This window comes from Porphyromonas circumdentaria (assembly GCF_900167105.1).
Classification (GTDB): Bacteria; Bacteroidota; Bacteroidia; order Bacteroidales; family Porphyromonadaceae; genus Porphyromonas; species Porphyromonas circumdentaria.
Window position 1 is genome coordinate 20,089 of record NZ_FUXE01000007.1, and the last position, 26,242, is coordinate 46,330.

Annotated in this window: 21 protein-coding genes and 1 tRNA gene; 8 read left to right on the top strand and 14 right to left on the bottom strand. The window is 42.8% G+C overall.

The genetic code is table 11. The features are described 5' to 3' along the window. Positions 1–4: 4 nt before the first annotated feature. Positions 5–2,896, top strand: coding sequence for an aminomethyl-transferring glycine dehydrogenase (gene gcvP, locus B5D06_RS04125; protein WP_078736757.1), 2,892 nt, complete (start codon positions 5–7; stop codon positions 2,894–2,896). A gap of 197 nt (positions 2,897–3,093) precedes the next feature. On the opposite strand, the gene B5D06_RS04130 is transcribed toward gcvP, so the two are convergent. From B5D06_RS04130 to B5D06_RS04140, 3 genes are all read right to left on the bottom strand, one after another. Then, a complete protein-coding gene (locus B5D06_RS04130) occupies positions 3,094–3,774 on the bottom strand; it encodes an InlB B-repeat-containing protein (protein WP_078736758.1) in 681 nt (226 codons plus the stop codon). Beyond that, the gene (locus tag B5D06_RS04135) at positions 3,755–4,954 is read right to left on the bottom strand and encodes a leucine-rich repeat domain-containing protein (protein WP_078736759.1); all 1,200 of its coding nucleotides are present in this window, start codon (positions 4,952–4,954) and stop codon (positions 3,755–3,757) included. Before B5D06_RS04135 ends, B5D06_RS04130 begins: the two co-directional genes overlap by 20 nt. A 371-nt stretch (positions 4,955–5,325) precedes the next feature. Beyond that, a complete protein-coding gene (locus B5D06_RS04140) occupies positions 5,326–5,907 on the bottom strand; it encodes an anthranilate synthase component II (protein ID WP_078736760.1) in 582 nt (193 codons plus the stop codon). 72 nt (positions 5,908–5,979) lie between these two features. Here B5D06_RS04140 and B5D06_RS04145 point away from each other — a divergent pair, with 72 nt between their 5' ends. Beyond that, the gene (locus B5D06_RS04145; protein WP_260398690.1) at positions 5,980–7,011 is read left to right on the top strand and encodes an aminodeoxychorismate synthase component I; all 1,032 of its coding nucleotides are present in this window, start codon (positions 5,980–5,982) and stop codon (positions 7,009–7,011) included. Between the two features lie 71 nt (positions 7,012–7,082). Continuing rightward, positions 7,083–7,685 carry an aminotransferase class IV gene (locus tag B5D06_RS04150; protein ID WP_078736761.1) on the top strand — a complete coding sequence of 201 codons (603 nt, stop codon included), beginning with the start codon at positions 7,083–7,085 and terminating at the stop codon, positions 7,683–7,685. 129 nt (positions 7,686–7,814) lie between these two features. On the opposite strand, the gene B5D06_RS04155 is transcribed toward B5D06_RS04150, so the two are convergent. Together B5D06_RS04155 and B5D06_RS04160 are read right to left on the bottom strand one after the other, a co-directional pair. Next, positions 7,815–9,245, bottom strand: a complete 1,431-nt coding sequence (locus tag B5D06_RS04155; RefSeq protein WP_078736762.1) for an aspartate ammonia-lyase — start codon at positions 9,243–9,245, stop codon at positions 7,815–7,817. 196 nt (positions 9,246–9,441) lie between these two features. Beyond that, positions 9,442–10,443: a malate dehydrogenase gene (locus tag B5D06_RS04160; protein WP_078736763.1), complete on the bottom strand. Its 1,002-nt coding sequence runs from the start codon at positions 10,441–10,443 to the stop codon at positions 9,442–9,444. 304 nt (positions 10,444–10,747) lie between these two features. Between B5D06_RS04160 and B5D06_RS04165 the strand changes: the two genes are divergently transcribed. Next, entirely contained in the window at positions 10,748–13,849 is a 3,102-nt protein-coding gene (locus B5D06_RS04165; protein WP_078736764.1) for a hypothetical protein, read from the top strand. A gap of 755 nt (positions 13,850–14,604) precedes the next feature. On the opposite strand, the gene cas2 is transcribed toward B5D06_RS04165, so the two are convergent. The 9 genes from cas2 to B5D06_RS04210 form a co-directional block, all read right to left on the bottom strand. Next, a complete protein-coding gene (gene cas2 / locus B5D06_RS04170; RefSeq protein WP_078736765.1) occupies positions 14,605–14,868 on the bottom strand; it encodes a CRISPR-associated endonuclease Cas2 in 264 nt (87 codons plus the stop codon). After that, positions 14,868–15,884, bottom strand: a complete 1,017-nt coding sequence (gene cas1b / locus B5D06_RS04175) for a type I-B CRISPR-associated endonuclease Cas1b (RefSeq protein WP_078736766.1) — start codon at positions 15,882–15,884, stop codon at positions 14,868–14,870. Before cas1b ends, cas2 begins: the two co-directional genes overlap by 1 nt. Further along, positions 15,881–16,393: a CRISPR-associated protein Cas4 gene (gene cas4 / locus B5D06_RS04180; protein WP_078736767.1), complete on the bottom strand. Its 513-nt coding sequence runs from the start codon at positions 16,391–16,393 to the stop codon at positions 15,881–15,883. The genes cas1b and cas4 overlap by 4 nt, the downstream gene beginning before the upstream one ends. 117 nt (positions 16,394–16,510) lie before the next feature. Continuing rightward, positions 16,511–17,290 (bottom strand): CRISPR-associated endoribonuclease Cas6, encoded by a 780-nt coding sequence (gene cas6, locus B5D06_RS04185; protein WP_078736768.1) that lies wholly within the window; start codon positions 17,288–17,290, stop codon positions 16,511–16,513. Between the two features lie 495 nt (positions 17,291–17,785). Further along, positions 17,786–17,859, bottom strand: a tRNA-Thr gene (locus B5D06_RS04190). 170 nt (positions 17,860–18,029) lie between these two features. Beyond that, positions 18,030–19,217, bottom strand: coding sequence for a serine palmitoyltransferase (spt, locus tag B5D06_RS04195; protein ID WP_078736769.1), 1,188 nt, complete (start codon positions 19,215–19,217; stop codon positions 18,030–18,032). A gap of 58 nt (positions 19,218–19,275) precedes the next feature. Then, positions 19,276–20,052, bottom strand: coding sequence for a ribonuclease III family protein (locus tag B5D06_RS04200; RefSeq protein ID WP_078736770.1), 777 nt, complete (start codon positions 20,050–20,052; stop codon positions 19,276–19,278). A gap of 131 nt (positions 20,053–20,183) precedes the next feature. Further along, entirely contained in the window at positions 20,184–21,440 is a 1,257-nt protein-coding gene (gene fabF / locus B5D06_RS04205; RefSeq protein ID WP_078736771.1) for a beta-ketoacyl-ACP synthase II, read from the bottom strand. 1 nt (position 21,441) lies between these two features. After that, entirely contained in the window at positions 21,442–21,675 is a 234-nt protein-coding gene (locus tag B5D06_RS04210) for an acyl carrier protein (protein WP_025842694.1), read from the bottom strand. Between the two features lie 228 nt (positions 21,676–21,903). On the opposite strand from B5D06_RS04210, the gene purN reads away from it, so the two are divergent. The 4 genes from purN to B5D06_RS04230 all read left to right on the top strand — a co-directional run bounded on the left by purN (position 21,904) and on the right by B5D06_RS04230 (position 26,018). Next, positions 21,904–22,479 (top strand): phosphoribosylglycinamide formyltransferase, encoded by a 576-nt coding sequence (purN, locus tag B5D06_RS04215; RefSeq protein WP_078736772.1) that lies wholly within the window; start codon positions 21,904–21,906, stop codon positions 22,477–22,479. Positions 22,480–22,529: 50 nt separating this feature from the next. Continuing rightward, the gene (gene nth / locus B5D06_RS04220; protein WP_078736773.1) at positions 22,530–23,180 is read left to right on the top strand and encodes an endonuclease III; all 651 of its coding nucleotides are present in this window, start codon (positions 22,530–22,532) and stop codon (positions 23,178–23,180) included. Positions 23,181–23,290: 110 nt separating this feature from the next. Beyond that, a complete protein-coding gene (locus B5D06_RS04225) occupies positions 23,291–24,100 on the top strand; it encodes a tRNA1(Val) (adenine(37)-N6)-methyltransferase (RefSeq protein ID WP_078736774.1) in 810 nt (269 codons plus the stop codon). 181 nt (positions 24,101–24,281) lie between these two features. Next, complete coding sequence (locus tag B5D06_RS04230) at positions 24,282–26,018, top strand: T9SS-dependent choice-of-anchor J family protein (RefSeq protein ID WP_078736775.1); 1,737 nt, start codon at positions 24,282–24,284, stop codon at positions 26,016–26,018. Positions 26,019–26,242: the final 224 nt, after the last annotated feature.

The window sequence follows — 26,242 nt, forward strand, 5'->3', positions numbered from 1 at the left end:
AAAAATGGACACAACTAAATTTTCCACCCGTCATATCGGTATCTCCGACAAGGATTTACCCGAGATGCTCCAAGCAGTAGGAGTATCTTCCGTTGACGAACTTATGCACCAAGTATACCCAGAGAATATCTTTCTCAAAGAACCTATAGATATTCCTGAGGCGATGACAGAGCGTGAGCTTGCAGAGCATATCGCCGAGCTTGGCTCCAAGAATAAAACGTTTACTTCCTATATCGGTCAGGGCTGGTATGATACGGTAACTCCTGCACCGATCCAACGCAATGTGTTGGAAAACCCAGCCTGGTACACTTCGTATACACCCTATCAGGCAGAGATTTCACAGGGACGTTTGGAAGCTCTTTTCAATTACCAAACCGTAATTACCGAGCTAACAGGCTTGCCTCTGACCAACTGTTCTCTACTCGATGAAGCTACGGCAGGGGCAGAAGCGGCTCTTCTTCTTTTCAACGAGCGCACACGTGCACAGGTAAAAGAGGGTGCAAAAACTCTTTTTGTAGACAAGCGTCTCTTCAAGAGTACACAGGCCGTAATACGTACACGTGCTATCCCTCAGGGGATGAACCTCGTAGTGGGCGACTATGAAACGTTGGAATTTACTCCCGACATCTTCGGAGTGATGATTCAGTACCCCGATATGAAGGGGGCGGTACACAACTACGAAGAGTTTGTGGCTAAGGCTAAGGCCAACGGTTCTATGGTGGCTGTAGCGGCAGATCTTATGAGCCTTGTACTTCTTACACCTCCAGGAGAATGGGGGGCAGATGTGGTATTCGGTTCTTCTCAACGCTTTGGTATCCCCATGTACTTCGGGGGTCCTTCGGCAGGATACCTCTCTTGCCGTATGGAATATAAGAGAGAAATCCCTGGGCGTATCATCGGTATGTCCAAAGATGCTTATGGGCATCCTGCCTATCGTCTTGCCCTCCAAACTCGTGAGCAACACATCAAGCGTGAAAAAGCAACTTCCAACATCTGTACGGCACAGGCTTTGCTCGCTACAATGAGTGGTCTTTACGCTGTGTATCACGGAGCGGAAGGTTTGCGTCAGATAGCACGCCGCATCCACTCTTATACAGGATTCTTGAATGAGAAACTGGCAGAGCTGGGCTACGATCAAAGAAACCAAGAGTTTTTCGATACCCTCCACGTACGTATGCATGAGGGAGTTTCTATCGACCGCGTTAAAGAAATCGCTCTTGAGTGCGGTGTAAACTTCTTCTACTTCCCATGCGGCAGATGCATAGGTATAAGCCTCGACGAAACCACCCTCCCATCAGACATCGGCGTACTCTGTTACATTTTTGCTGAAGCTGCAGGTAAGGAAGTTCCTTCTCTCGAAGGCTTGAGCAGTGATAAGATATACGTATCTGAGAAGAAAGTACGTACCAGCGACTTCCTCCAATACGATGTCTTCAACGACTACCACACAGAAACCGAGTTGATGCGTTATATCAAACGCTTGGAACGCAAGGATATTTCTTTGGCGCACTCTATGATTTCTCTTGGCTCTTGTACGATGAAGTTGAACGCTGCGAGCGAACTTTTCGCTTTGAGCAACCCTAACTTCTGCAACATTCACCCCTATGCACCTGATGATCAAGTGGAGGGTTACCTCGAAATGTTGGATAATTTGAGCGACTACTTAGCTAAGATTACGGGCTTTGACGCTACATCTCTCCAACCTAACTCTGGAGCTTCGGGCGAGTATGCAGGGTTGCGTACTATCCGCACCTACCTTGAAAGCATCGGTCAGGGACATCGTGATGTGGTAATTCTTCCTGCTTCTGCTCACGGAACCAACCCTGCAAGTGCTGTACAATGCGGTTACAAGTGCGTTATCATCAAAACCGATGAGCGCGGTAACGTAGATTGGGACGACTTCATGGCTCAAACCGAAGCACATAAAGATCAGATTGCAGCGATGATGATTACCTACCCAAGTACCCATGGCATCTTTGAAACAAACATCGTAGATCTATGCCAACGCATCCACGACTGTGGAGGTCAGGTGTATATGGATGGTGCCAACATGAATGCACAGGTGGGCTATACAAACCCTGGATTTATCGGAGCTGACGTGTGTCACTTAAACTTACATAAAACGTTCGCTATACCTCACGGTGGTGGTGGCCCTGGTGTTGGTCCTATCTGCGTAGCGAAACACTTGACCCCCTTCCTTCCTAAGCACGTTATCCGCTTCGAGGATGAGCAGAACCAAGTGGCTGCCGCTCCTTACGGAAGTGCGGGAGTAGCAATCATCACGTATAGCTACATCCGTTTGCTCGGATTCGAGGGTTTGCGCCAGTCTACTGCAATGGCTATTCTCAACGCTAATTACATGGCGTCACGCTTTAAGGATACTTACGGTATACTCTATACAGGAGCAACTGGCCGTGTAGGTCATGAGTTGATTCTCGAGTGTCGTAAAGTGAAAGAGGAGTGTGGAGTGGACGAAAGCGATATCGCAAAACGCTTGATGGACTTTGGCTATCATGCTCCCACACTATCTTTCCCCGTACATGGCACTTTGATGATCGAGCCCACCGAAAGCGAAAGCAAGGCAGAGCTTGACCGCTTCTGCGATGTCATGGATTGCATCTACCAAGAAACTCGTGAGATCATGGAGGGTAAAGCAGACAAGGTAGACAACGTGTTGAAGAATGCTCCTCACCCACAATACGAAGTAGTTGCCGACGAATGGAAGCACAGTTATCCACGTAGCAAAGCTGCTTTTGCTCTTCCCTTCCTGAAAGAAAATAAGTTCTGGATCAACGTAGCACGCGTAGACAACGGATTTGGAGACCGTAACCTTATCCCTACAATGTGCGACTGCGAAGGCTTCTTCTCTCAACTCAAGGAAGAACAGGGTAAATAATCCTATATTTTAACGATGAGTACTCCCTCTGAAGGTCTTGGCCAACAGAGGGAGTTTTTTATTGGCTACTGTATAGAACAGCGTCATAGTATTACTTAGAAACAAAAACACCTCTGCATAGAGAAAACTCCAGCAGAGGTATTGATTTTCAGCAAAAGGGAATCATCAACCCTTGCTCAATAGGAATAGCACTCTTATCAAAGGATAACCTTTACAGCCTTGTTAGCAACGCGAACGATATAGGTACCCTTGGGAAGAAGAGAAATATCCACGCGAGCAGCTCCCTCGTTATTAGTGGTCGCTGTGCGTACAACTCTTCCCTCTACGGCATATACCTCCACATGAGTAAGAGGAGTAGCTTTTTCAACAGAGAGTACATTGCCTACCTCGTTGGCATAAACGGCAAAAGTTGCTTCTTCTATTTTGTTTACAGACTTAACCACTTCAAAAACAGCATTTACACGGACGTCTTTCTCCGTTGTCGTAAACTGCTTAGAGGCGAGAATATCGGTTACCGTATTTTCTCCATCTGGATTAATAACCGTTAGCGTCAAGGTTTTGAGCTCCACATTGTCGGTGCCAGGTACGGGTACAGCGATTACTTTGAGCAGTTGCCCAGGCTTAACCTTCTTGAGTTGCTCAGCATCGTAGCCCTCGATGCGTATTATTCCAGGCCCCTCTGCGGAGAGTTCTACCTTGCAAGTTATTTCTTGGAATACTGCTTTTACTGTAACATCGGCATTTACCGTAAACTCCATTACATCCATAATAGAGACCTCTCCTGCAAGCAGCTCTACAAGTTTGTAGCCCTCGTTAGGGGTAGCTTTTACTTTTAGTAGTGTACCCTCTTCTATCTGGTTAAGAGCATCGGAAGGCATACCTACAATCTCTAAAGTTACTTTCTAACGTAACAGCATAGTATGTTGCCTCTCCCTCGTACTCTTCTATTTGGTAGGTATCTTCATTTTTGAAGAAAATACTCCAGTTCTTTGCTTTAGCTGCAGCGACTGTTTTCTTGCTACACTTGTTGCCTTCCTCCCTATCACTTGCCTTACCAATGGCGGTTATCTTTGCTTTTTGAGTTTCTTCTCTATTAGGAAGAGCCTCTACGATGCGTTGCATTTCTTCTTTAGAAATCTGATTAAAAAAGAGATACATACGCGCCAAAGCGGGGCAATTCTCGATATTAACAGAGGTTAGTTTATTCTTTTCGCAGTAGAGATCCGTTAGCTTTTGACTTCCAGACACATTGAGTTGAGTTAATTCTGCATTGTAACAAGAGAGATACTGCAACTTTGGACTATTAGTTATCTCCAATTTTGTAAGAGGATTGCTTCCACATGTAACACTTGTAAGACTCTTACAATCAGAGAAATCAATTGAAGTAAGTTTATTTTCATAGCAACTCAAATCGTTTAGTTTCTCACACTTTTGAAGATTCAGTGTATTCAAATTGCAGTTTTGGCACTCTACCGTTTCTATATTAGGACATTCCGAAAGGTCAAGAACTTCCAAATCTGAAGAAGTAGAAACTTCTAAAGTCTTAAGTGCGCTACAACCTTTTAATACCAAAGTTTTAGTCTTAGAGCCACTTGCCTTTAGAGAAGTTAATGCGGCACATCCCGTAAAATCTAAGTTTTCAAAGTCATTATAGCGGCAATCTACCTTAAGAAGCTTTGTTAGTCCTGCAACTTTAAGATGCTTTATGTTGGCACTCTTACAATAAAGCTCCTCCAATAGAGCACTTTGACTGCAGTCTAATGTTTCCATCTTAGCATAGTCGCAGTCAAACTCTGTAACATCTCCTGTAATTGTTACAGTCTTATCGGTCATTGTATATACTCTTTTCGAGGGGTCGTACACTCCTTCCACGCCTGTAAGAGTTACATCTCCATTGGCCTTCAGGCTAAACTTAATGATAGGTGTTCCTTCGTCATTGTGATTGTCTGCGAGATCTTTAACCGAAATGGTAATCACATTGTCGGCAAGCACAGAATTTGGGAGCAAGGATGCAAAGAAAAGACTTAGAAAAAGTCCGAATAAGTTTCTAAAATTCATAACACAAACTATTTTTTATTCGATTATTAGTCAAAGATTGGATAGAGCATTCTCTCGAGTTTGCCTCATATGCAATGAGGAACAAATTATTCTCTAATAGAGTTTTCCATAATCAGCACTCCCATAAGCACATAAAAAGGCTACTGGAAGCTCGATTGAGTACTACTTTCGGCACAAAGGTAAATACTATTTTGTACTAATAATCAAAATAATAATACTAAATCACCATAATTTAGTACTAATAACCCTTTTAAGCTAAAGAATATAAGTAGAAATGAGTAGCTCAGTCCCTTTTCAAGAGAAGGAAGAAAGGGATTACACTACAAAAGAAATGATAGTAATGAGCGAGTAATTACCCTTTGCAAGACTCTCTACTGTATAGAGCGCAACCAATACTTTATAAGTTCGGCTCCATGGAGACTTATATAGCTCTCGGGGTGGAACTGAACAGCATATATCGGCAAGGAACGGTGGCGAAGAGCCATGATAGTGTTGTCGCTCTTGGCATAGGCAACTACGCGAAGCTCTTTCGGAAAAGTCTCTTCGTCCACAACCCACGAATGGTAACGTCCTATGCAACTATCCAGAGGAAAAGCAGAAAACCACTCTTCCGTCGGAGAGGATAAACGCAAATAATCGGCATGACCGTGCAGAGGGCGAGATAGTTGGCGCAAATTTCCCCCAAAGAAACAAGCCAAAGCCTGCAATCCCAAACACACCCCCATTATAGGCATTCGCCGATAGGTGCGTTCGATTAAATCGAAAAGCCCCTTCATTTCTGTAGGATGCCCAGGCCCAGGCGAGAGTAGTAACGCATCGAAAGTATCTAATTGCATCTCTCCACACACCTCTATGGGATAGACCTCGTAAGAGCATCCATCAGTATTTCGTATAATCTCAATAAGATTGTAAACAAAAGAGTCGTGACAGTCTGCAACCAGTATATGCGCCATAAGTGCAGGCAAAGTTATAGTATATTTGTCGAGGAATAGGTATTTGCTCTAAGGAATACCCGAAAGAAAAATATGAGACAGGACATTATGGAAAAGGTACACCCATCGGAAGAGGTGCGTGGCGTATTCAATAAAATGAATCGGTTGGGAGCATTGGGTACGCCTTTCCTCTTTGCCGTGGACTATGCGCTCCAGAAAGGTTTTATTATTACCCATCCTACCGAGCAGAGGGAGATACACTTTCAAGTAGGAGCTATAAGCAATGGACTTCCACCTCTGGGTAACGAAGAAAAGAATCTACCTCCCCAAGAGGAGTTGCTACACGTATCGCCCATTACTTTTAACGACTATCTTTTCAAATACCACCGCATAGAGCAGGCTCTTCAAAGAGGCGATTCCTTTCTTGCCAACCTAACAATCAAAACTCCTATCAGTACTCCACTTTCTTTGGAACAGATCTATACACGGGCTTCTGCGCCCTATAAACTTCTCGTTCCTAATAGTTTTCTTTCTTTCTCTCCCGAGCGTTTTGTCTCTATAACCCATGGGGGCAAAAGAATCGAAACCTGCCCGATGAAAGGCACCATAGATGCTTCTCTTCCCAATGCAGAGGAGTTGATACGCAATGATTATAAGGAAACGGCAGAGCATTATACTATTGTAGATCTTATGCGTAATGACTTGGCGCGAGTAGGACGCAATGTGCGTGTGGAAGAGTTTCGTTACATAGATCGAGTACCTACACTACGAGGAGAGTTACTACAGGTAAGTTCTCGGATTGTAGCCGATTTCGAAGAAGAAGCCTTCTCTCGTTTGGGAGATATATTTCATGCTTTATTGCCTGCAGGTTCTATATCTGGAGCTCCCAAACAAGCTACCCTCAAGGCGATTCACGAGGCAGAGGGAGAAAGCAGAGGGTACTACACTGGGGTTTTTGGCTATTTCGATGGCTCTTCTTTGGACTCGGGCGTGCTCATACGTTTCATAGAATGCGATGAGGAGGGGGAGACATTTTTCCGAAGCGGTGGAGGAATAACCATAAACAGTCAACCCGAGGAGGAGTATGAAGAGGTGATACAGAAGATCTACCTCCCTTTTACTTAATATCTCAACAGGAGGAAAAACTCTGTACTAAAATCATTTTTACAGATAAGGCTCGTCAAAGTTCGCTATCTATGGAACAGCTTTTTATAGAAAGTATTGCCCTAAGGGAAGGAGTAGTGCAACTGAAAGATCTACACCAAGAAAGAATAGACCGCACACTACGAGACCATGCATTGCCCGCTCTACAGCTTCCCGATTTAGAAGTGCTATGCCCTATCGATTGTCGGCAAGGGCTTACCAAGTGTCGTATTATCTACGGAGATAAAATAGAGCATATATCTTTTGAAAAGTATAAGCAACGCCCCCTAAAACATATAGCCTTGGCCGCTCTTCCGTCCGATTATAGCTATCGCTACAAGAGTACCAATCGCTCTGTACTAGAGGGACTGCGCCGTGAAAGTGGTGCCGACGAAGTAATTCTGTTCAACTCAAAAGGGCATTTGACCGATAGTAGTTATACGAACCTTATTTTCCTGCAAGAGGGAAGTTGTTACACGCCCTCAACTCCTCTCTTAGAAGGAGTACAACGACACTATCTATTGGAGAAGAATCGAATCGAGGAGAGAGAAATTACCCTTCAAGGCCTCAACGAATACGACTATATAGGACTTATCAATGCTATGATGCCACTGGAAGAAATGCCTCTTTTTGCTGTGAAAGATTTACTTCGATAACGCTCCCAGTACCCCAAGTACAACACAAATTCGGCAAGCATTACCTCCCATTGTAAAAGAAGACGACAATAAAAAAGCACCTCAGAAGTTTTTCTAAGGTGCTTTTCTCTTTTCAGCATATACCTGCACTTACTTCAGAGGCTTAATGTGCTGTAAGTTGACAGGCTTAATCATATTTTCAGGGCTCAAGATCGTATCAAGGTCTTCCTTAGTAAGAATGCCATGCTCCAGTACAAGGTCATAAACACCACGACCTGTCTCCATAGCCTCTTTAGCAATCTTCGTTGAGTTCTTGTACCCAATTACTGGGTTCAAGGCTGTAACGATACCGATGCTATTGCGTATGTAGTTGCGACAGTCTTCTTCGTTGGCTGTGATACCATCTACACAGAGCAAGCGGAATGTATCCATACCATTAATGAGCAAATCACAGCTCTCGAAACAGCATTGCGCCATAACAGGCTCCATAGCGTTAAGCTCCATTTGAGCAGCATCACCTGCCAAAGTAACGGTCAAATCATTACCCATTACCTTGTAGCATACCTGACTCAACACTTCTGGGATAACTGGATTTACCTTACCAGGCATGATAGAAGAGCCTGGTTGCATAGCAGGAACGTTGATTTCGTGCAAACCACAACGAGGTCCTGATGCCAAAAGACGGATATCGTTACCAATCTTATTGAGCTTAACGGCAATGCGTTTAAGTGCCGATGAGTAACCAATCATTACGGAGGTATCGCTCGTAGCACCGACAAGATCTTTGGTAAGTTTTATATCCCAACCTGTAATCTCTGCAGTAGCCTTAATACAAGCCTCTGCATAGCCAGGCTCTGAGCAAATTCCCGTCCCTATAGCGGTTGCTCCCATGTTAATAGTGAGGAATTGCTTCGCAGCAAAATCTAAATACTCTATTTCTTCCTCAAGGATAGAAGCAAATCCGCCGAATGTCTGGCCTAAAGACATAGGCACGGCATCTTCGAGCTGAGTACGCCCCATTTTAAGGATATGAGCAAACTCTTCGCTCTTTTTTCTGAGAGAACGAATAAGCTCTTCGAGATGTGGCTTCAGGGAAAGATGCTTTGCATATAATCCCAAATGAATAGCCGTTGGGTAGGCATCGTTGGTTGATTGGCTACAATTTACATGGTCATTGGGTTGTAAGTATTGATACTCCCCAGGTTGATGTCCCATAAGCTGGAGCCCGCGGTTACAGATCACCTCATTAGCGTTCATATTGGTCGTTGTTCCCGCCCCACCCTGTATCATATCTATTGGGAACTGATCGTGGTGCTTACCTTCAATAATCTCGCGACAAGCTCCAACGATTGCTTCGTACTGCTCTTTGGTCAATAGCCCGTGAGCATAGTTGGCTATCGCTGCTCCCCATTTGGTATAAGCTAAGCCGTTAATAAAGAGAGGGTACTGATCAAGACGAAAGTTACTTATACGAAAGTTCTCAATCCCTCTGAGGGTCTGCACTCCATAGAGTTTGTCTACAGGAATCTCTCTCTCTCCGAGAAGGTCGCTTTCAATGCGCACTTTATTGTTCGTATCCATCGTATATAGTTATTTATGTGTTATACTCGTCGAACGTTGAAATTTAATGTGTTCCGCAAAGGTACACTTAAATATCTAATAACAACGCTCTTAGCAATAAATAAGAATTTTCTATTCATCTGCATATAAATAAAGAGAAGTAGTATCTCCTTGACGCAGATACTACTTCCCCTATTTTGTCAGGCTCTGTGCCCTATTACTTTAGGTTGGGATTTACCTTATTCCATTCAGCAACGGGAGGCAGAATACCCATATCAATAACCTGATCGCGCAACGCACAAAGATGTTGATAGCTTTGATCCAAAAGTGCCAACTCCTCAGGGGTTCCCTTCATTTCGTGGCATACGACTCCCTCTTTGGTAATGTTGTTTTCCATAGCCATCATAATGTGGTTGTACTTTTCATTTGCCACATAGCATCCCGAAGGCTGCGTAAAAGGAGTTCCCCCCATAGCGGCTGCAATCATTTGCACCGATACATAAGAAGGACTTTGGAAGCTGGAGCGACCACGTAACTTAATGATATTAGCTCCCCCCTTAACCACTCTCTCTTTTAGAGCTGCCCACTCCTCATTAGAGAGTTTATCACTACCAATCAGAGAGGTAAGAGGCGTACCTTCTACCTGCGCTGTAGAAGCAAAAACAGCCATCATCTCTCCATGACCTCCATAAGTACGACAATTGGTTACTTTGCTTTGGAGCACTCCGAAGTGCTTTGCCAACTCACTTTGTAGACGAGTGGTATCTAAAGCAGCCAGTGTGGTTACTTGAGATGGTTTCAGGCCAGAGTGAACAAGGGTTACAAGCCCCGTAATATCGGCAGGGTTGAAAATAATCGTTACATGCTGTACATCAGGACAATAACGTTTGATATTACGACCCAACTCGGCTGCGATTTCGGAGTTCCCTCTCAATAAATCTTCACGAGTCATACCCTCTTTGCGAGGTGCTCCACCAGCAGAAACGATATACTTTGCTCCTGTAAAAGCCTTTTCAATACTATCTGTAAAGGTAATGTTCAGCCCCTCGAAACCGCAGTGACGCATCTCCTCGGCTACCCCTTCCAATCCTTGGATGAAGGGGTCATAGAGGCAAATATTAGGTGTAAGACGCATCATCGCTGCCGTCTGTGCCATATTGGAGCCAATCATACCAGCAGCTCCAACAAAAACCAATTTATCTTCCGTCAAGAAACTCATAGTTTTTCTATTTAAATTATTTACATATTCTCCCCTTTGTTTATCCAGTTATCGCATAATTACCAGGGACTTGGACAAAGATACTCCTTTTCATCCATCTTTACAAACGAAAAGTTTTGGGAGTAAACATACATCTTTTCTCATCTATCTATCCTTTGGTTTAGCTCTTTAATTAGAAGTTTTTGCCTTAAACAAGCACAAGACTTTTAGAAAAACATTTCAGAAAAACAATATGATGTCGCATTAGAATGGTAAAATTTATTATTTTTGGAGCAGGCATTTTTATAATAAGTATTTGGATATTATGATTAAAGAGAACTTCTTTCGATTAGTAGGAGTGCTCTTGGTACAGTTACTTCTTTTTACCGTACCCATGAGTGCTCAGAAAAAATCACCCCAGAGTAATGGAAAAAAAGTTACTTCAAAAACCCCCTTGAGAGTATTACCAGAGGATGGAGTTAAGGCCAATCATCTACATTGGAACGATTACCAAAGACTACAAAAGGCAGGGGTAATGTTTTTTGATAGTACACCATCTCTGCAAAGTGGAGGACTCCGAACCAACGTCAATGATCTACTGTACAACGAAGAGTTTCAAACTTCGGCAGGGTTTGGAAAGATGACAATCATTGATGCCAATAATGACGGCAACACATGGATGTACAACATGCAAGAAAAATATATCCTGTACAACTACAATCTTTCAGAAGCTGATGAATGGGCTATAACCCCGAGCATTAACCTTGTTGCGGGACGACTTTATTACGTTGGTTGTACGGTAAATGCAGGTAGCCTTTATGACTCGGAGCACATGGAGGCTAAATGGGGCAAAAGCCCAACAGTAGCTGGGTTATCTAACGAGTTAATTCCTGAAGTCGAGATATATGACACTACCCCAAAAACCTATGAAAAAGAGGTGCTTATCGAGACTACGGACAACTACTTCTTCGGGTTTCATGCGACCAGTAGAGCCAATAAATACCAACTACACTTGAGAAAGATCTACATCAAAGCAGGTCCCCTTGTAACCTCTCCAGACAAGGTTAGTGAACTTAAGATCACTCCTGACCCCACGGGGTTAAATAGGGCAAAAATTGCTTTCAAGGCTCCTACTCAAGCTATCAACGGGACTGCCCTCACCAACCTTACCCGCATTAGTATATTTAGAGGCAATCAAGAGATCAAATCTTTTGCGAACCCTGCTCCTGGAAGTCTTCTTGAGCATGAAGACATACACGCTAAAAACGGAATAAACGTATATACAGTTATTACTTATAGTGGTACAGAAGAGGGGCGTAAAACACAAGCCTCTGCACGTGTAGGAGTAGACCGACCACAAAGTCCCGAAAAATTCAAGGCCTACGATGAAGAGACAAAAATACGTTTTACTTGGGATGCTGTGAGCGAGCAAGGGGAAACAGGAGGTTGGGTTAATCCCGAAACCGTCAACTATGAGATTCGCGCAATGAATCAAGATGGCGAACCTGGAGAGCTCGTTGCCGTAGTAACCAAAGAAACCACCCATACACTCGAGATGAACCCCAATCAAGGAGAACAAAATCTTGCTACTTGGTATCTTGCCGCCAGCAATGCTGCAGGAACCAGTGATAATGCCTACACCTACCTCTTGATGGGCGAAGCCTATAAAGTGCCTTTTATGGAGAGTTTCCCCGAAACAAACTATGAAACGGTGGTTTGGATCAATAAAAACAGCAAACAATCCTTTACTATCATCGACTATGACCATGCAGATGGCGACGGTGGTTCCTTAGCTTTCAAGGCAGATAACAATAGAGAGTGGAGTGCTATCAACTTTGGGAAAATTACCCTTAAGAATACTCAAAAGCCCTATTTGGTATTCTATCACAAGTGCTCCGAAGAGAAGCCCGTGCGCATGGAAGTTATTGGCAAAAAGCCCAATGGTGAAGAGGTAATTTTAGAAACGATAGATTATAGCACTACAAAAGTTCCTCAGTGGACAATGAAACGAGTAAGTCTCGAGAGCTTAAAAGGCGAGCGTTACGTTATGCCCCGCTTTAAGGCCTACGGGCAAGCAGGAGTACAACTCTCTCTGGATGCTATCTCTGTCATAGATCTACCTAAACGCGACCTCGCTTTGGAACTCTTTACGCCCAAAAAGATTGTTAAAGGAGAGCCTTTTTCTGTCAGCACAGTAGTCAAGTGTTTGGGAGAGGAGTTAGTATCTGACTACACTGTTACTGTTTACATTGATGGTAAGGAAGTAAAACAACTGAACGTTAAAGCACCCTTTAATACATTCGGAGAAATCCAAACTATCGTTTTCGATGGACTTCAAATAGATGGTGTAGCAGGAGAAACCGCTCAAATAAAAGCTATTGTGACGACAGAAAACGACGGCAATGCTTCGAACGACAATGAAGTAAAAAATATAACTCTGCTCACCTCTACTCTACCCTCTGCAACTGCTCTCAAGGCACAAAATAAAGAGGGTAAGGTACGCCTCTCATGGCAAGCCCCCGCCTCTAATTCCGTACTTATTACAGAAAGCTTTGAGGACTATAGCCCTTGGCTCACCCAGTTTGGCAAATGGACTACCGTGAATGGTAAAGAAGAAGCTACGGCAGGGGCTCTATTCAAGAGAACAACCTATCCATTGCAGGGTACACCGTTCGCTTTCTGTGTAATGAATCCAAGTGCAATTTCTCCAGAGTGCTTGCGTCTTTTCCCCGAGATGTCGCCCCGTACGGGAGATCAATACGCAGCAAGTATCTACGAGTTTATAAACTCCGAGATTGTAGATGCAGACGAATGGCTTATCAGCCCTCTTTTGTCGGGCGAGAAACAGACAATAAGCCTTTGGGTACTGAATCAAAAATCTGGTTCTAAGCCTTATCCCGAAACGTATGACTTGCTCTTTTCGAAAACAGACAAGAATATCGCTTCTTTTGAGAAGTTGGGAGAAAGTCGTGTCGTTTCTGGCGTTGTTTGGGAAGAGGTACGTGTGGAAGTGCCCGAGGGAGCACGCTACTTTGCCCTCCACCGTATCACAGGAAAAAAAGACACCTATATGATGGGAATAGACGATATTACCTTCAAGGCTTCTGCTGGTACGATCACGGGATACAAGGTATATCGCAACAATCAACTTCTCAGCACACTCGAGGGCGAGGCTACGACCTCTTTTGAAACCGACTATGTGAAAGGCGAGGAAACGTATGCAGTAACCGTTCTCTTCGACAATGGCATCGAATCGGCTCCTGTGTATGTAACCGTTCCTACCCATATAGAAGCTATTTTGAAAGAAGAGGGTCGTGCTGATATTTACACAATAGATGGTCGCCTAATCCGCCGTAATGCAACGGATGCGGAGGGGCTTCCAGCGGGTATCTATATTGTAAACAATAGAAAATGTATCGTTCGTTAAGTGTTGAGTTTCTCTGTAGAGTTCTTTCTTAGTAAAGACCTCTACGGGGCTTCGCCCCCTGGGGCTATAGGAAGGCTCCAACGGTAACGAAATTTCAAATACCATAATTTGTAAAGAAGGGCTTTGCCAAGATTCATTTGGCAAAGCCCTTCTTTCTGGTCTGTTAGGATGTATAAAGTGGTAGTGTTCGGGATAATGTCTGAAAAATGTGCATACCTTTCCCTCTCCAATCTTTAGCATCGGAGAGAGAAAAAATAGGAAACAGCAACTCCAATAAGCAGATTTTTCGCTACGTAAGCACCCTTTTAATGCGTTTATCACTTCAACTTTCTCGTTTCATCTTGTACAATTCTCTATATTAAGACTGAATATACATATACGCAACTTGAATATATATAAACGCAATCTAAATATACATATATTCAGATTGGGAATAGAGAAATACACATAATGAAAGTAACTTTTACACCTATACAATCTGTTTTCTGAAAAGACTTAATCAGTTTATTTCCTCTTTACGAAAAAGGGTTAGGAAAAGTAGATAGATAGGGCGGACGAGCTTTTATGGATACAAAGCCTATCGAAAGAAGAGAAAAGAAGCATCGGCGTGTGAAGAGCTTCTTTGAAATATGCACCTCACATACAAGAAAGCAACCTCTCTGCTACGAATGGGCTATACTTAGCGAGAAAGGGTAAATAAAGGAAGCTCGGTTACTCGCTTTTTGAAACAGTATTAAAACGCGTGATATTCTTTTTCAAAGGAAAATATCTGTCGCTCCCCGCTCTTTGCCGATAATCTCTTTATTGAGCCAACGCTCCTGTCGAGAGGAAAATATGATAAGGCTATCCTCTTTTTTGTCCATAATTTCGCTCGCCAATATCTTGAGTTCTTTGAGTTTGGCCTCCGATATCTCTCCCTCAAAAACGGAGTTCTGAATCCAGTTGAGATATTTGCGACAGAGTTTTAGCATCTTTGCCACACGCTTCTCCTTAATATCGTAAACTAAAATGATATACATCACCAATACATTTTGAAGGGTTGATACTCCTCTACTCCCAATATATCTTTGGCCAGTTTGTAACACTCCAATTTGACTAAGTGTTTATAACTAACTGAGCGATTTAGTTTGCGATGTTTTATAGTCTCTTGTAGTCGCTCCTCAAAAGCTTGCACAAAGAGTTTTTTGCCGTTATTGTTGAGGATGCAACGGTTGAGCTGTCGGTCGAAATGCTTTTCCTGTATAATCCTCTTGTTTAACACCTTAAATATCGTTCTGTCTACGAGTATCGGTTTGAAGATTTCGGAAATGTCCAAGCAGAGCGAATACCTCCTCTCTCCTGGAGTATGCAAGTAACTAATCGTAGGATTCAATTGAGTTTGATGAATAGCCTTAAGACAGAGCGAGTAACACATCATATTGCCAAAAGAGATGAGAGCATTTATCTCATTTTGTGGAGGCTGTTTACTGCGCGCCCCCATTTCAAAACTCTCTATAATGGTATTAAAAGCCGCATAATATAACTGTCGGATATTGCCCTCGATACCCATGAGAGCCTCGACGGAGGTAGAGGTTTCGATACAAGCAGCATACTTTTCGATGAGTTCAATGGTTGAGAGCAACTCTTTCCCTCGATTGTTGTAATAGGAGAGGTTCTTCTGTATGTTGAAAGAAGCACCTGTGATGAATTTCTGTGCCAATAGCAAACGTCTCTTCTTATTCTTATGAGCAGCAGCTTGTGCTAATAGCATTTTACCCGAGAGGAGAGCGTCTCGAGGCATAAATGAGCCTGTATAGTTCTCATAATAATCGAAAAAATGAACGACTACACCTTGCTGCCCGAGAAAATTGTATAAACTGCTATTAGCCTTTAATGAACCAAAAACGTAGAGTTCGTCAATATCTTCTATCGGGAGGTATCTTGCAGGTCCTGGGGTGTATTTGTCTTCTCCCAACTCCTCATAGGGGGTAAACTTCAACGTATTGTCTTTTCGCTCCAATTCGCCTGGGTTGAATAGATAGTAACTCTTCTTCATGCTTCTTCTTCTCCACAGTAACAAAATTCATAATAGCTACAGTTGCGACAAAAACTTCGCTTTATAAGTGGGGGACAGACTTCACTTGAGGCAATACGAGTTATGTCGGCCTCCATCTGCACAATGTGCTCTCGGTCTATGTCGCTTAGAAATATGCACTCTTTCTTTCGCAGAGCAGGGTACTCCAATATGCCAGAAACGCCCTCTATTCCATTGCGCTCGAAAACATAGATATAGTATTTGAGTTGCCACTCGTGTGCCTTTTCTATTTTGTTGGATTTCTTTATCTCGTGTATAATGTGTTCTTTAGGATCGTAGAAATCGACCTTTATCCCATCTATAGCAACCTCTTCATATTTTACAGAACGCTGAGGATAACTTTGCTCATGAATGAGCTTACCCTCATATACAAGGTCTGAAGTGTGTTCGAAACTAATCTGATTGGAAAATAGCCATAGCTTTCTGTGGCAGACCTGATAGTAATTGAAATGTGTTCCCGTGATAATCATATTCTATTGTAAAGGGTACTCGCTCTATAAATAAAACTTTGTTTTGAAGATTCTCGCAAAGCCTTTCCAATAGTTAATATGGTATCTAAACTCATAAATAGGGTTTCTTTAATTGTTTCACAATATGCGTACACAACCAAAGCCTTGTGAGCACTCCTCTCCTACTCCACTTGCATATAAGATGTGCATCAAGTCCACAGGGGCTTTCACTCGAAAGCGACACATAAACCCTTTCACTTTCGTCTCATAAGGAGTATTCGCCTTGACTTTGATAAGTGCAGATTTGGGAATATTTAGAGGTTCAAATTCAAAAAAGTCCTCTCCAGAATAGGTTTTATTGTGATAAGCTTCATAACGATTGAGCAAACCATATCGAATAGCTTCTCGCGCCTTTTCATGCAAAGGGGATATGTACTCTGTACTCAAGTCTTCCCTACGCATTCGCAAGCAGATCGGAGACAATGTCTCAAAACGCATTTCGGAAGAGAGTGAGGGAGAGAGGAGTGCCTCTATATTTTGCACTTTGAATTGAACAGAAGAGTACTTATCGCCAATCTCAAAGACTTGATTCAAAAATATACCTTGGATAAACTTACTCGTACTATTCTCAGGAAGAAAGGAGAGTTCCCATTCAACCTTATCACTTAATATCTCAAGCCTTGCGCTCTCTTTTATGAGACGAAACTTTTCGGGATAAAGTCGGGAAAAACAAAAAAGCTTGAATTTTTTCTGATTATGTATCCCCATAAAGCCATTATTGTGCAACCACTCCGTATAGGTTTGATCGGATCGGGACAATATCTTGTATATAGCAGCAGAGAGTTCGTACTGATAGTTTAGAGGCAAAAGATTGCCGTATGCAGCCTTATTAACCTGTAAAGATATTTTGAACCTCATCTATGTATTGTTTTTTATTTACAACTGTTCGCAAATGTACAAAAATAGAGGCTTAATTTAATGGATATTATTTTTCATATTATTTTCGTACTATCTTATTTCTGTTTTTAGTCAAAAATAAAGTTTACACCTACAAAAAAACAATTCTTTCTATTGACTCATGTTTTTTGAAGGGAGTTTTCAAAAGAGAGAAAAAAGGGAATCAACTTCTGGGAAAGCTTACTTTGAATAAAGACTTGCTTTTTCCTTGATTTTTAGAGGATAGAACATTTGATTACACGTAATAGTGTCCCCAAAAAGAGGATAAGCTCAAGGTTTTTATCTTTCGAGTTAGAACAATATAAGCCTCACAAAAACTGTTTTTATGAAGCTTAGATTTTGGGGAGACACTACCATTCTTAAGGCTCTTAATAGCCCAAAGCGAGTTCAAAAGAATATATACATAAGAAAGCTCCCTTCTATACTTTTGTCTAGAAGGGAGCTTTCACTTACCTGAGCCTCTTGTCGGATTCGAACCAACGACCCCGAGATTACAAATCACGTGCTCTGGCCAACTGAGCTAAAGAGGCATATAGGTGAGCAACCTACATCGCACCGCTACGACCTACTACCCTTGCTGCGATCAAGCCCTGGGGGATTCACAGGGAGCTGGTCGTGTAGGACTCACCCGAGTGCAAAAGTACTACTTTTTTTGACATCTGCAATATTTTCTTTCAAAAAAAGCATTCTTTTTTATGGTCTAACGGATAATGCCATTGGCCACGAAGACTTTATACAAGGCATTTATTGCAAAGTCTAACTGCTCTTTAGTGTGTGTGGCCATTAAGCTAAAGCGAATTAGAGTATCTTCTGGTGGAACTGCAGGAGAAACCACAGGGTTTACAAAAACGCCTTCTTGGAAAAGATCTCTCGTTATGCAAAATGTTGCCTCGTTGTTTCTAATAAAAAGAGGAATAATGGGGGTAGAAGTATTCCCAATCTCAAATCCTAAGGTACGGAAACGATCTAAGGCGTAGTGAGTAAGCTCCCAGAGACGCTCAAATCTCTCAGGCTCTGAAAGCATAATATCTAATGCCGCACTGGCAGCGGCTGTAGAAGCAGGAGTACAACTTGCACTAAAAATGTAGCTACGCGCATGGTGGCGAAGGTAATTTATCAAAACCTTATCTCCTGCCACAAAGCCTCCAAGCGAAGCAAAAGATTTACTGAAAGTACCCATAATCAAGTCTACATCTTGACTAAGTCCATAGTGATGACAGACGCCACGACCACAATCGCCAAGTACCCCAATACCATGAGCCTCGTCCACCATCAAAGTAGCTTTGTACTTTTTAGCCAAGCGAACTATTTCGGGCAGATTACAAATATCTCCCTCCATAGAAAAAACTCCGTCAACCACAATAAGAATTATCTTCCCAGGAGTACATTGCTTCAAGCGACGCTCCAAAGAAGCCATATCGTTATGTTTGTACTTCAGTTTAGTACTATAAGTAAGACGCATTCCCTCTATGATAGAAGCATGGTTGAGCTCATCCCAAATGATATAGTCTTCTCTTCCTGTAAGGATAGAAACAACCCCTAAGTTAACTTGAAACCCCGTGGAAAAGATGATAGCATCATCCTTACCCAAAAATTCGGCCAGTCTTTTTTCTAAAGCGATATGGCTATCTAAAGTTCCGTTCAGGAAACGACTTCCCGCACAACCAGTACCATACTTTTCGGTAGCCTCAATGGCAGCTTTCTTTAGAGTTGGGTGATTGGTAAGTCCCAAATATGAATTAGAGCCAAACATGAGCACCTTACGTCCATCAATCACGACTTCGGTATCCTGCTCTGATTCTATCTTACGAAAATAGGGGTATATGCCTAACGCCTGAGCTTCCTGAGGAGCTGTATAGGAGGCTAATTTTTCTTGGAGTATTTTCATATTGCTATTATCTACTTCTGCTTCGATAAGAAGTCTCTCTTCGCGGGGCGGATTGGTTTTAATTCATTGAGGATAAAATGGAAGGCTGTTTCAGAAGAGCAGAAAGTGCATTCTTGGCAGCAATCTGTTCAGAGCCTTTTTTGGTAGAGCTTTTACCCTCTCCCGAAGCAACTCCGTTAATATACACTCGAGATACAAAGGTACAACAAGGGCCTGGTCTATGGTGTATGAGACGGAAATCTACTTCTACTTTTTCTTTTAAGCCCCATTCGAGCAGTCGGTTCTTGAAATTAATCCCCAGATCTGGATTCTCTTGATTGATTTCTTCGAAAATAGAAATCATTTTTTGCCGAACAAACTTCTCGGCTTGCTCAAAACCTTTATCCAAAAAGATTGCTCCGACAATAGCTTCCAAAGCGTTACCTAAAGCATCTTTTGCCAAAGGATTATTCTTGTTCTTGATGAGGACTTTATCTATTCCTATTCGTTTGGCTATAGTATCTCCTATTTCTCGAGATACAATGCGCGCTTTCTTTTCAGACATAGGACCAACAAGGCTATCGGGATACTTCAGATAGAGATACTTTGAAACAATAGCACCTATGACACTATCTCCCAAGAACTCTAAACGATCATTATCCCTTTGGTTGGAATGCCTTTGCGCTCCTGCGTGATGACAAGACGGGTCTATAAGAGCGAGGCGATAGTATTCCTTGTTGCGAACACTAAAATCTAAAATACTCTCTAATACAGCCCAATTTGGCTCGTTCTTCTTCCTTCTAAACTTTCCAGAGTAGTTTAATGAGAAAAAGTTCAAAACCGAAGTCCAATTCATAGACGATGTAGTATAGGTATACTGAGAGTTCTACAATGATACAAAGAGTAAGGGACACCCTTTTCATTATTATCAAGGAAGTGTCCCTTACTTGTTAGTAAATATTATACAGCATTGAGCCCAACAAATACTTATTTGTATTTCTTAAAAAGCACAGAAGCATTGTGACCTCCAAAACCAAAGGTGTTGGATATTGCTACTCGCACCTCTCTCTTACAAGGCTTATTATATGTATAATTCAATGATGGATCTACTTCGGGATCATCATCATCATCATCGGAGTGGTTAATCGTAGGAGGGATAACATCTTCTGCCACGGACTTCACGGCAACAAATGCCTCCAAAGCTCCAGCAGCTCCCAATAAGTGCCCCGTCATTGATTTCGTTGAGCTAATGTTCAAGCGAGTAGCTTGCTCTCCGAAGACAGCTTTAATAGCCTTAACCTCACTAACATCTCCAACAGGAGTACTCGTACCGTGAACGTTGATATAATCTACATCGGCAGGTGTCATGCCCGCATCCTCAAGCACACGCTTCATAACGAGCTGTGCGCCTAATCCTTCGGGGTGACTTGCTGTAAGATGGTGCGCATCGGCAGATAGCCCAAAACCACCAAACTCGGCATATATCTTCGCTCCACGTGCAAGAGCATGCTCTAACTCTTCCAATATAAGCACACAACTACCTTCTCCCAATACAAAACCGTCACGACTCTTACTAAAGGGGCGACTTGCTGTCTGAGGACTATCGTTGCGTGTAGAAAGAGCATTCATTGCTGTAAAGCCACCAATACCAGCCGCCGTAACCGATGCTTCACTACCTCCTGCCAAAATCATATCTGCCTTTCCTAAACGAATCATAATAGCAGCATCGATAATAGCATTTGTAGAAGAAGCACAGGCAGAAGCAACCGAATAGTTGGGACCATTAAATCCGTACTGGATGGAAACTAATCCTGCAGCAATGTCTGAAATCATTTTTGGAATAAAGAACGGATTGAAACGAGGACCTACCTCGGGAGAGTATTGCATTACTTCCTCTTCGAAAGTACTTAACCCTCCGATACCCGATGAAATGATAACTCCGACGCGTTCTTTATTGATCTTGTCAAGATCTACCGCTGCATCCTCAAGAGCCTGTTTGGCAGTAACCAATGCAAACTGCGTGTAGCGGTCATAACGACGAGCCTCCTTACGATCAAAGTGATCCGTTGGGACGAAATCCTTCACTTCACAAGCAAATGTAGTTTTGAACTTCGAAGCATCGAAGAGAGTGATGGGACCTGCCCCACTCTTCCCCTCCAAAAGATTATCCCAAGTCTCACTGGCACTATTCCCTAATGGGGTCAAGGCTCCAAGACCAGTAACTACGACTCTTTTGAATTCCATATTACTTATGGCTTTCGATATATTTTACAGCGTCTCCTACAGTTTGGATCTTTTGAGCATCTTCATCAGGAATCTTCATATCGAATTCTTGTTCGAAGCCCATCATAAGCTCAACTGTGTCGAGTGAATCTGCACCTAAATCTGTGGTGAAGTTTGCTTCCATTGTTACTTCGCTTGCTTCAACGCCAAGCTTATCTACGATAAGTTCTACTACTTTTTCTTGAATTTCGTTCATTGTTTTTACTCTGTTTAGAGGGTTTATAAACTATTTATATACTCACTTATTAAATATCACATACCACCCTATATTTATAATAGGGGTTATATTTAGATAGTACCTTTCGTACTATCTTTGCCACAAAGAAAGACATTTTTGCCTAATCTTGAGGAAAACTTGGAAGCAAATATACAACTTTCTTGCACAAAGAATGCATATGTGTGCGAACAATCTCTACTATAACCGATGAAAAGGATAGCAATTTTTGCCAGTGGCAATGGGAGTAATGCCGAGAATTTAATAACTCAATTAGGGGCTGAGGAGGGGTACTCATTTCCCCTCATTATATGTGACAATCTGCAAGCAGGCATATGGGAGAGAGGTAAAAGATTAGGTGTAAGATGCTTACACTTTTCGAGGAAGGAGCTTTCGGAAGGGGCTACTGCCTGCCAACTCCTCAAAGAAGAAAAAATCGACTGGATTATATTAGCTGGTTTCTTAGGGAAAATATCTGGGCCTTTGCTGGAGGAGTTTGGAGGGAGGATTGTAAATATCCACCCTGCCCTTTTACCCCGTTTTGGTGGAAAAGGGATGTATGGGCACTATGTACATGAGGCCGTTTTACAGCAGAGAGAGAAACTCTCGGGTATAACTATACATTTTGTCGATGCCGAGTATGACCACGGTGCGACAATCTGTCAAGTAACCTGTCCTGTATATCCAGATACAGACACTCCCGATCTTTTGGCAGAGCGGATACATCGCTTAGAACACATTTATTTTCCTGTTGTTGTAAGAGATTTATTGCAGCGAGCGGATTAACCGAAACAATCTCTCCTTAGAACTGCAAGAAAAGGATTCTTTTTACTCTCATGACTCGACAAGAACGCTTCAAACACATTATAGAATACTTTGAGGAGCATATGCCTGTGGCAGAAACAGAGCTGGAATACACCACCCCATTTGAGCTACTCGTTGCTGTTATCTTATCGGCACAATGCACCGACAAGAGAGTAAATATGGTTACTCCTAAACTTTTTAAGCATTTCCCCTCGGCAGAAAGTTTGGCGACAGCCAAGGTGGAAGAGATCTACGACCTTATAAAAAGTATCAGTTACCCCAACAACAAAGCCAAACACCTCTCTTCAATGGCCAAGATGCTCTCTTTCCAATTCGGCGGAGAAGTACCCTCCGAAAGAGAAGAACTGATGAAGCTCCCTGGAGTAGGCAGAAAAACGGCGAACGTTATAGCTTCCGTTGTTTTCGACAAGCCTGCCATGGCAGTAGATACACATGTATTCCGCCTATCCAATCGTTTAGGCCTCACCACAAACTCAAAAACTCCTCTCCAAACAGAAGAAACACTTGTCAAATATATTCCCGCACATTTAATACCCAAAGCGCATCATTGGCTTATCCTCCACGGGAGATATGTATGCTTGGCTCGCAAGCCCAAATGTGAGGAATGCGGACTAACTCCCTATTGCCGTTATTACGCTACTCAGCAAAGAAAGGGAGAATAGATGACTTTGCCGAGAAGTCGTGGCTAAAAATCCATCCTTGTTTAACCAGAACATTATATCAATTTTAGAAGAAGAGCTATAACTTTGCGCAGTACAAAGAGAGCACATTCATGGCTGGCGAAGATATAATGCACTTCAAAGAATTCTCTCTACGGCAAGAGAGTTGTGGCATGCGTATCGGTACCGATGGTGTATTGTTAGGCAGCTGGGCATCGCTTGCGTTAGAGACATCCTCGTCTTCCTCACGGCTTAATCCGACGAAGCCCCAACACTTCTCCCAAGCTTCATCCGCAAATATCTCCTCGCCCACTACTATTATAGATGTAGGTACTGGAACCGGGCTACTAACACTTATGCTGGCTCAGCGGTATCCCAGTGCCCTTTTGACAGGAGTAGAAATAGAAGAGGGGGCAAGCCTTACAGCTCGAAACAACGTCCTATCCTCTCCGTTCTCGGAGCGTATCTCTATCATACATGATGATTTTGCCCAGTATGCTCTAACTCTTCCCGACCATTCGATAGATCTTATCGTCTCCAACCCTCCCTTTTTCCCCTCTGGAGTAACTACTCGATCTCAAGAAAGAGAGCAGGCGCGACACACAGAAACCCTTTCGGCTCGACAACTTTTTCCTTGGGCTTTCCGTCTCTTACGCCCCATGGGAAGACTGGCCTTGATTACCCCTTTTGACCAACTCGACGCACTACGCATAGAGGCTACAGCCGTCGGATTGACCCCTCATCGTCTCACAGCTGTTGTCACAGTAGAGGGTAAAGCCCCAAAGCGTCTACTAAGCGAATGGAAGCGAAGTAATAAAGAGGATACTTTCTGCCCTATAACAACACTCTCTTTACGCACAAAAGAGGGGGAATATACCCCCGAATACACAGCTCTCACCGCTCCTTTTTATATTTTCTTATAAACTAAATCCACAAAACAGCTGTGAAGTGCCTCTATTTTTAACAACCTAAAACATCTTTCTCATAAAAAAACTACTACATTTGTATCGGAAAGATTTTATCGTCTTACTGCGGGTACACACCTCCAACTACATTGAAAAAGAGAATAACGTTTAATACATAATTATTTTATTTGAGACCATTATGAAGAAATTAATTACGCTATGTGCCGCTGCACTTACACTCTCGGGTGGCGTCTTTGCTCAGAAGACGATGCAAACATCGGCACCTGTAGTCCTCAGGGACGCAAACTCTCTTCGTGCATACGAAGATTACAAGTGGGAAGACTTAAAACTTGATGGTTATAAGACTCGCGACTTGAAAGGTAATGAAATTGATATCCAAGCTTTACTCCTTGAAGGAAAAACTGTTTTGATTGATTTTTCTGCCGAGTGGTGTGGCCCTTGTTGGATGGTACATCAAAAAGGGTGGCTTGAAAAATTTTACGAAAAATTCGGTCCAGAGGGAACCGTGAGAAAGGATATGGTGGTCTTGTGGGTTGAAGTAACAGGAGCATCTGAAGCAAAAATTAAGAACCCCGACAAGAATTGGACTTTGAAATACGGTACAACGGAAGAAGTACCTTATCCTGTTATCATCGATAAATCTTTAGGGGGTCGTTTAGGAATAAATACTTCTGCTGTTCCTACACTTGTTCTTCTGGCTCCCACTGGGCAATTTACAGATGCTCGAAGATTTGCTGTAGGTGCTTTCGATGATATAAAAACAGACGAAATAGCGGCTCTTCTCGAAGACATTCCCAATCCTAACGCTGCACCTCAATCTGTGAATATACGCTCTGTGTCGTATGCTTACGCTGGGGAAACTATCGAGTTCTCTTCTGAATACCGCTCTGTAGCAGACGTTACAGGCTCTAAGTGGGAATTTGAAGGGGCTAATACCACCACTTCTACCGAAGAAAAACCTAAGGTGTCTTGGGCTAACCCTGGTACTTACAAGGTAAAGTTTGCTGTTTCTAACCAATATGGAGAAACTAAGGTAGAACGCGACTTCGTTGTTAAAGAACTTAAGGGCGCAGACTTCCCCATAGCAGCTGGTTTTGATGATGGAGGCTTTCCATGGAATGAGTGGCGCACACTCAGCTTAGACGGAGACAAATACTCTTGGGAAAACATTAAGGCCATGCTTGATCGCTTAGGCCTCACGCTGAACCCAGGAGCTAAGCTCGGTTACAACTCATTGTACCATGCCGTATCTTGGGCTTACTACCCTACAGAGGCGGTTCAAGGACCACAAGGGCTACAATTCCGAGGAGATGTTCACAAACCTAAAAACTGGCTTGTTTCACCTGCTATCGATATTCCTGCCGATGCAGCGAAGCCTACTCTCTTCTTTGCCTCTGGTTGTTTCTTTACTAAACCTAACGACAAATATAAAGTATTGGCTTCTACGACCTCTACGATAGATCCTACTGCCTTTACAGTGGAATTGGTAGCTCCTAAGATTCCTGGCAAGGGAGCAGAAGGATGGCAACCCGAGACTATTGATCTTTCTCAGTTCAAAGGACAACGCGTAACAATTGCTTTCGTACACGAATCAAACAATCCTGATGGAGGTTCGGGCGTTGGGATTGACAAGTTAAGTATTACATTGGATGGTACAGTAGGTATCTCTACTATCCCTGTAGCTGAGAACGTAGCAGTGTACCCAACTGTAGCTAACAGCGAACTCTTTGTTGAAGCAGCAGAAAATGCTACTGTAGTCCTATTCGACGTAATGGGTCGTCAGCTTGAAACTCTTCGTGTAGAAGGCGGCAAAGTACGTATCAATACAGTAGCTCTTAGCGAAGGCAACTACTTCGTTCGCGTTGTAGAAGCCGAAGGTGCTATGAAGGTAGTTCCTGTGATCGTAAAACGCTAATCGAAATGCTCACACCAAGCTATCTTTAGCCTACTGAGGCAAGATTGCTTGAGCACATAACCCAGAGAGGCTTCTCTACTTTGATGTAGAGGAGCCTCTTTCTTTTGGGAAGCATTCACAAAACCTCAAGGGGGCAACTTATACGATGGCGGCATATTAGATTTCTAAGGCATGTATCAACTTTTGTTTGCTCATATGCTAACTAAAGTTTTGATATATGGAAA

What these genes read in the sequence shown, in the direction of transcription:
- cas1b (WP_078736766.1), bottom strand. Translation starts at nt 15,884, where the DNA reads ATGAAGAAGAGTTACTATCTATTCAACCCAGGCGAATTGGAGCGAAAA.
- B5D06_RS04160 (WP_078736763.1), bottom strand. Translation starts at nt 10,443, where the DNA reads ATGAGTTTCTTGACGGAAGATAAATTGGTTTTTGTTGGAGCTGCTGGT.
- B5D06_RS04140 (WP_078736760.1), bottom strand. Translation starts at nt 5,907, where the DNA reads ATGGCGCATATACTGGTTGCAGACTGTCACGACTCTTTTGTTTACAAT.
- B5D06_RS04150 (WP_078736761.1), top strand. Translation starts at nt 7,083, where the DNA reads ATGGAACAGCTTTTTATAGAAAGTATTGCCCTAAGGGAAGGAGTAGTG.
- B5D06_RS04155 (WP_078736762.1), bottom strand. Translation starts at nt 9,245, where the DNA reads ATGGATACGAACAATAAAGTGCGCATTGAAAGCGACCTTCTCGGAGAG.
- spt (WP_078736769.1), bottom strand. Translation starts at nt 19,217, where the DNA reads ATGAAAATACTCCAAGAAAAATTAGCCTCCTATACAGCTCCTCAGGAA.
- cas4 (WP_078736767.1), bottom strand. Translation starts at nt 16,393, where the DNA reads ATGATTATCACGGGAACACATTTCAATTACTATCAGGTCTGCCACAGA.
- B5D06_RS04145 (WP_260398690.1), top strand. Translation starts at nt 5,980, where the DNA reads ATGAGACAGGACATTATGGAAAAGGTACACCCATCGGAAGAGGTGCGT.
- fabF (WP_078736771.1), bottom strand. Translation starts at nt 21,440, where the DNA reads ATGGAATTCAAAAGAGTCGTAGTTACTGGTCTTGGAGCCTTGACCCCA.
- B5D06_RS04230 (WP_078736775.1), top strand. Translation starts at nt 24,282, where the DNA reads ATGAAGAAATTAATTACGCTATGTGCCGCTGCACTTACACTCTCGGGT.
- gcvP (WP_078736757.1), top strand. Translation starts at nt 5, where the DNA reads ATGGACACAACTAAATTTTCCACCCGTCATATCGGTATCTCCGACAAG.
- nth (WP_078736773.1), top strand. Translation starts at nt 22,530, where the DNA reads ATGACTCGACAAGAACGCTTCAAACACATTATAGAATACTTTGAGGAG.
- B5D06_RS04210 (WP_025842694.1), bottom strand. Translation starts at nt 21,675, where the DNA reads ATGAACGAAATTCAAGAAAAAGTAGTAGAACTTATCGTAGATAAGCTT.
- B5D06_RS04200 (WP_078736770.1), bottom strand. Translation starts at nt 20,052, where the DNA reads ATGAATTGGACTTCGGTTTTGAACTTTTTCTCATTAAACTACTCTGGA.
- purN (WP_078736772.1), top strand. Translation starts at nt 21,904, where the DNA reads ATGAAAAGGATAGCAATTTTTGCCAGTGGCAATGGGAGTAATGCCGAG.
- cas6 (WP_078736768.1), bottom strand. Translation starts at nt 17,290, where the DNA reads ATGAGGTTCAAAATATCTTTACAGGTTAATAAGGCTGCATACGGCAAT.
- B5D06_RS04225 (WP_078736774.1), top strand. Translation starts at nt 23,291, where the DNA reads ATGGCTGGCGAAGATATAATGCACTTCAAAGAATTCTCTCTACGGCAA.
- B5D06_RS04165 (WP_078736764.1), top strand. Translation starts at nt 10,748, where the DNA reads ATGATTAAAGAGAACTTCTTTCGATTAGTAGGAGTGCTCTTGGTACAG.
- cas2 (WP_078736765.1), bottom strand. Translation starts at nt 14,868, where the DNA reads ATGTATATCATTTTAGTTTACGATATTAAGGAGAAGCGTGTGGCAAAG.
- B5D06_RS04135 (WP_078736759.1), bottom strand. Translation starts at nt 4,954, where the DNA reads ATGAATTTTAGAAACTTATTCGGACTTTTTCTAAGTCTTTTCTTTGCA.
- B5D06_RS04130 (WP_078736758.1), bottom strand. Translation starts at nt 3,774, where the DNA reads ATGCCTTCCGATGCTCTTAACCAGATAGAAGAGGGTACACTACTAAAA.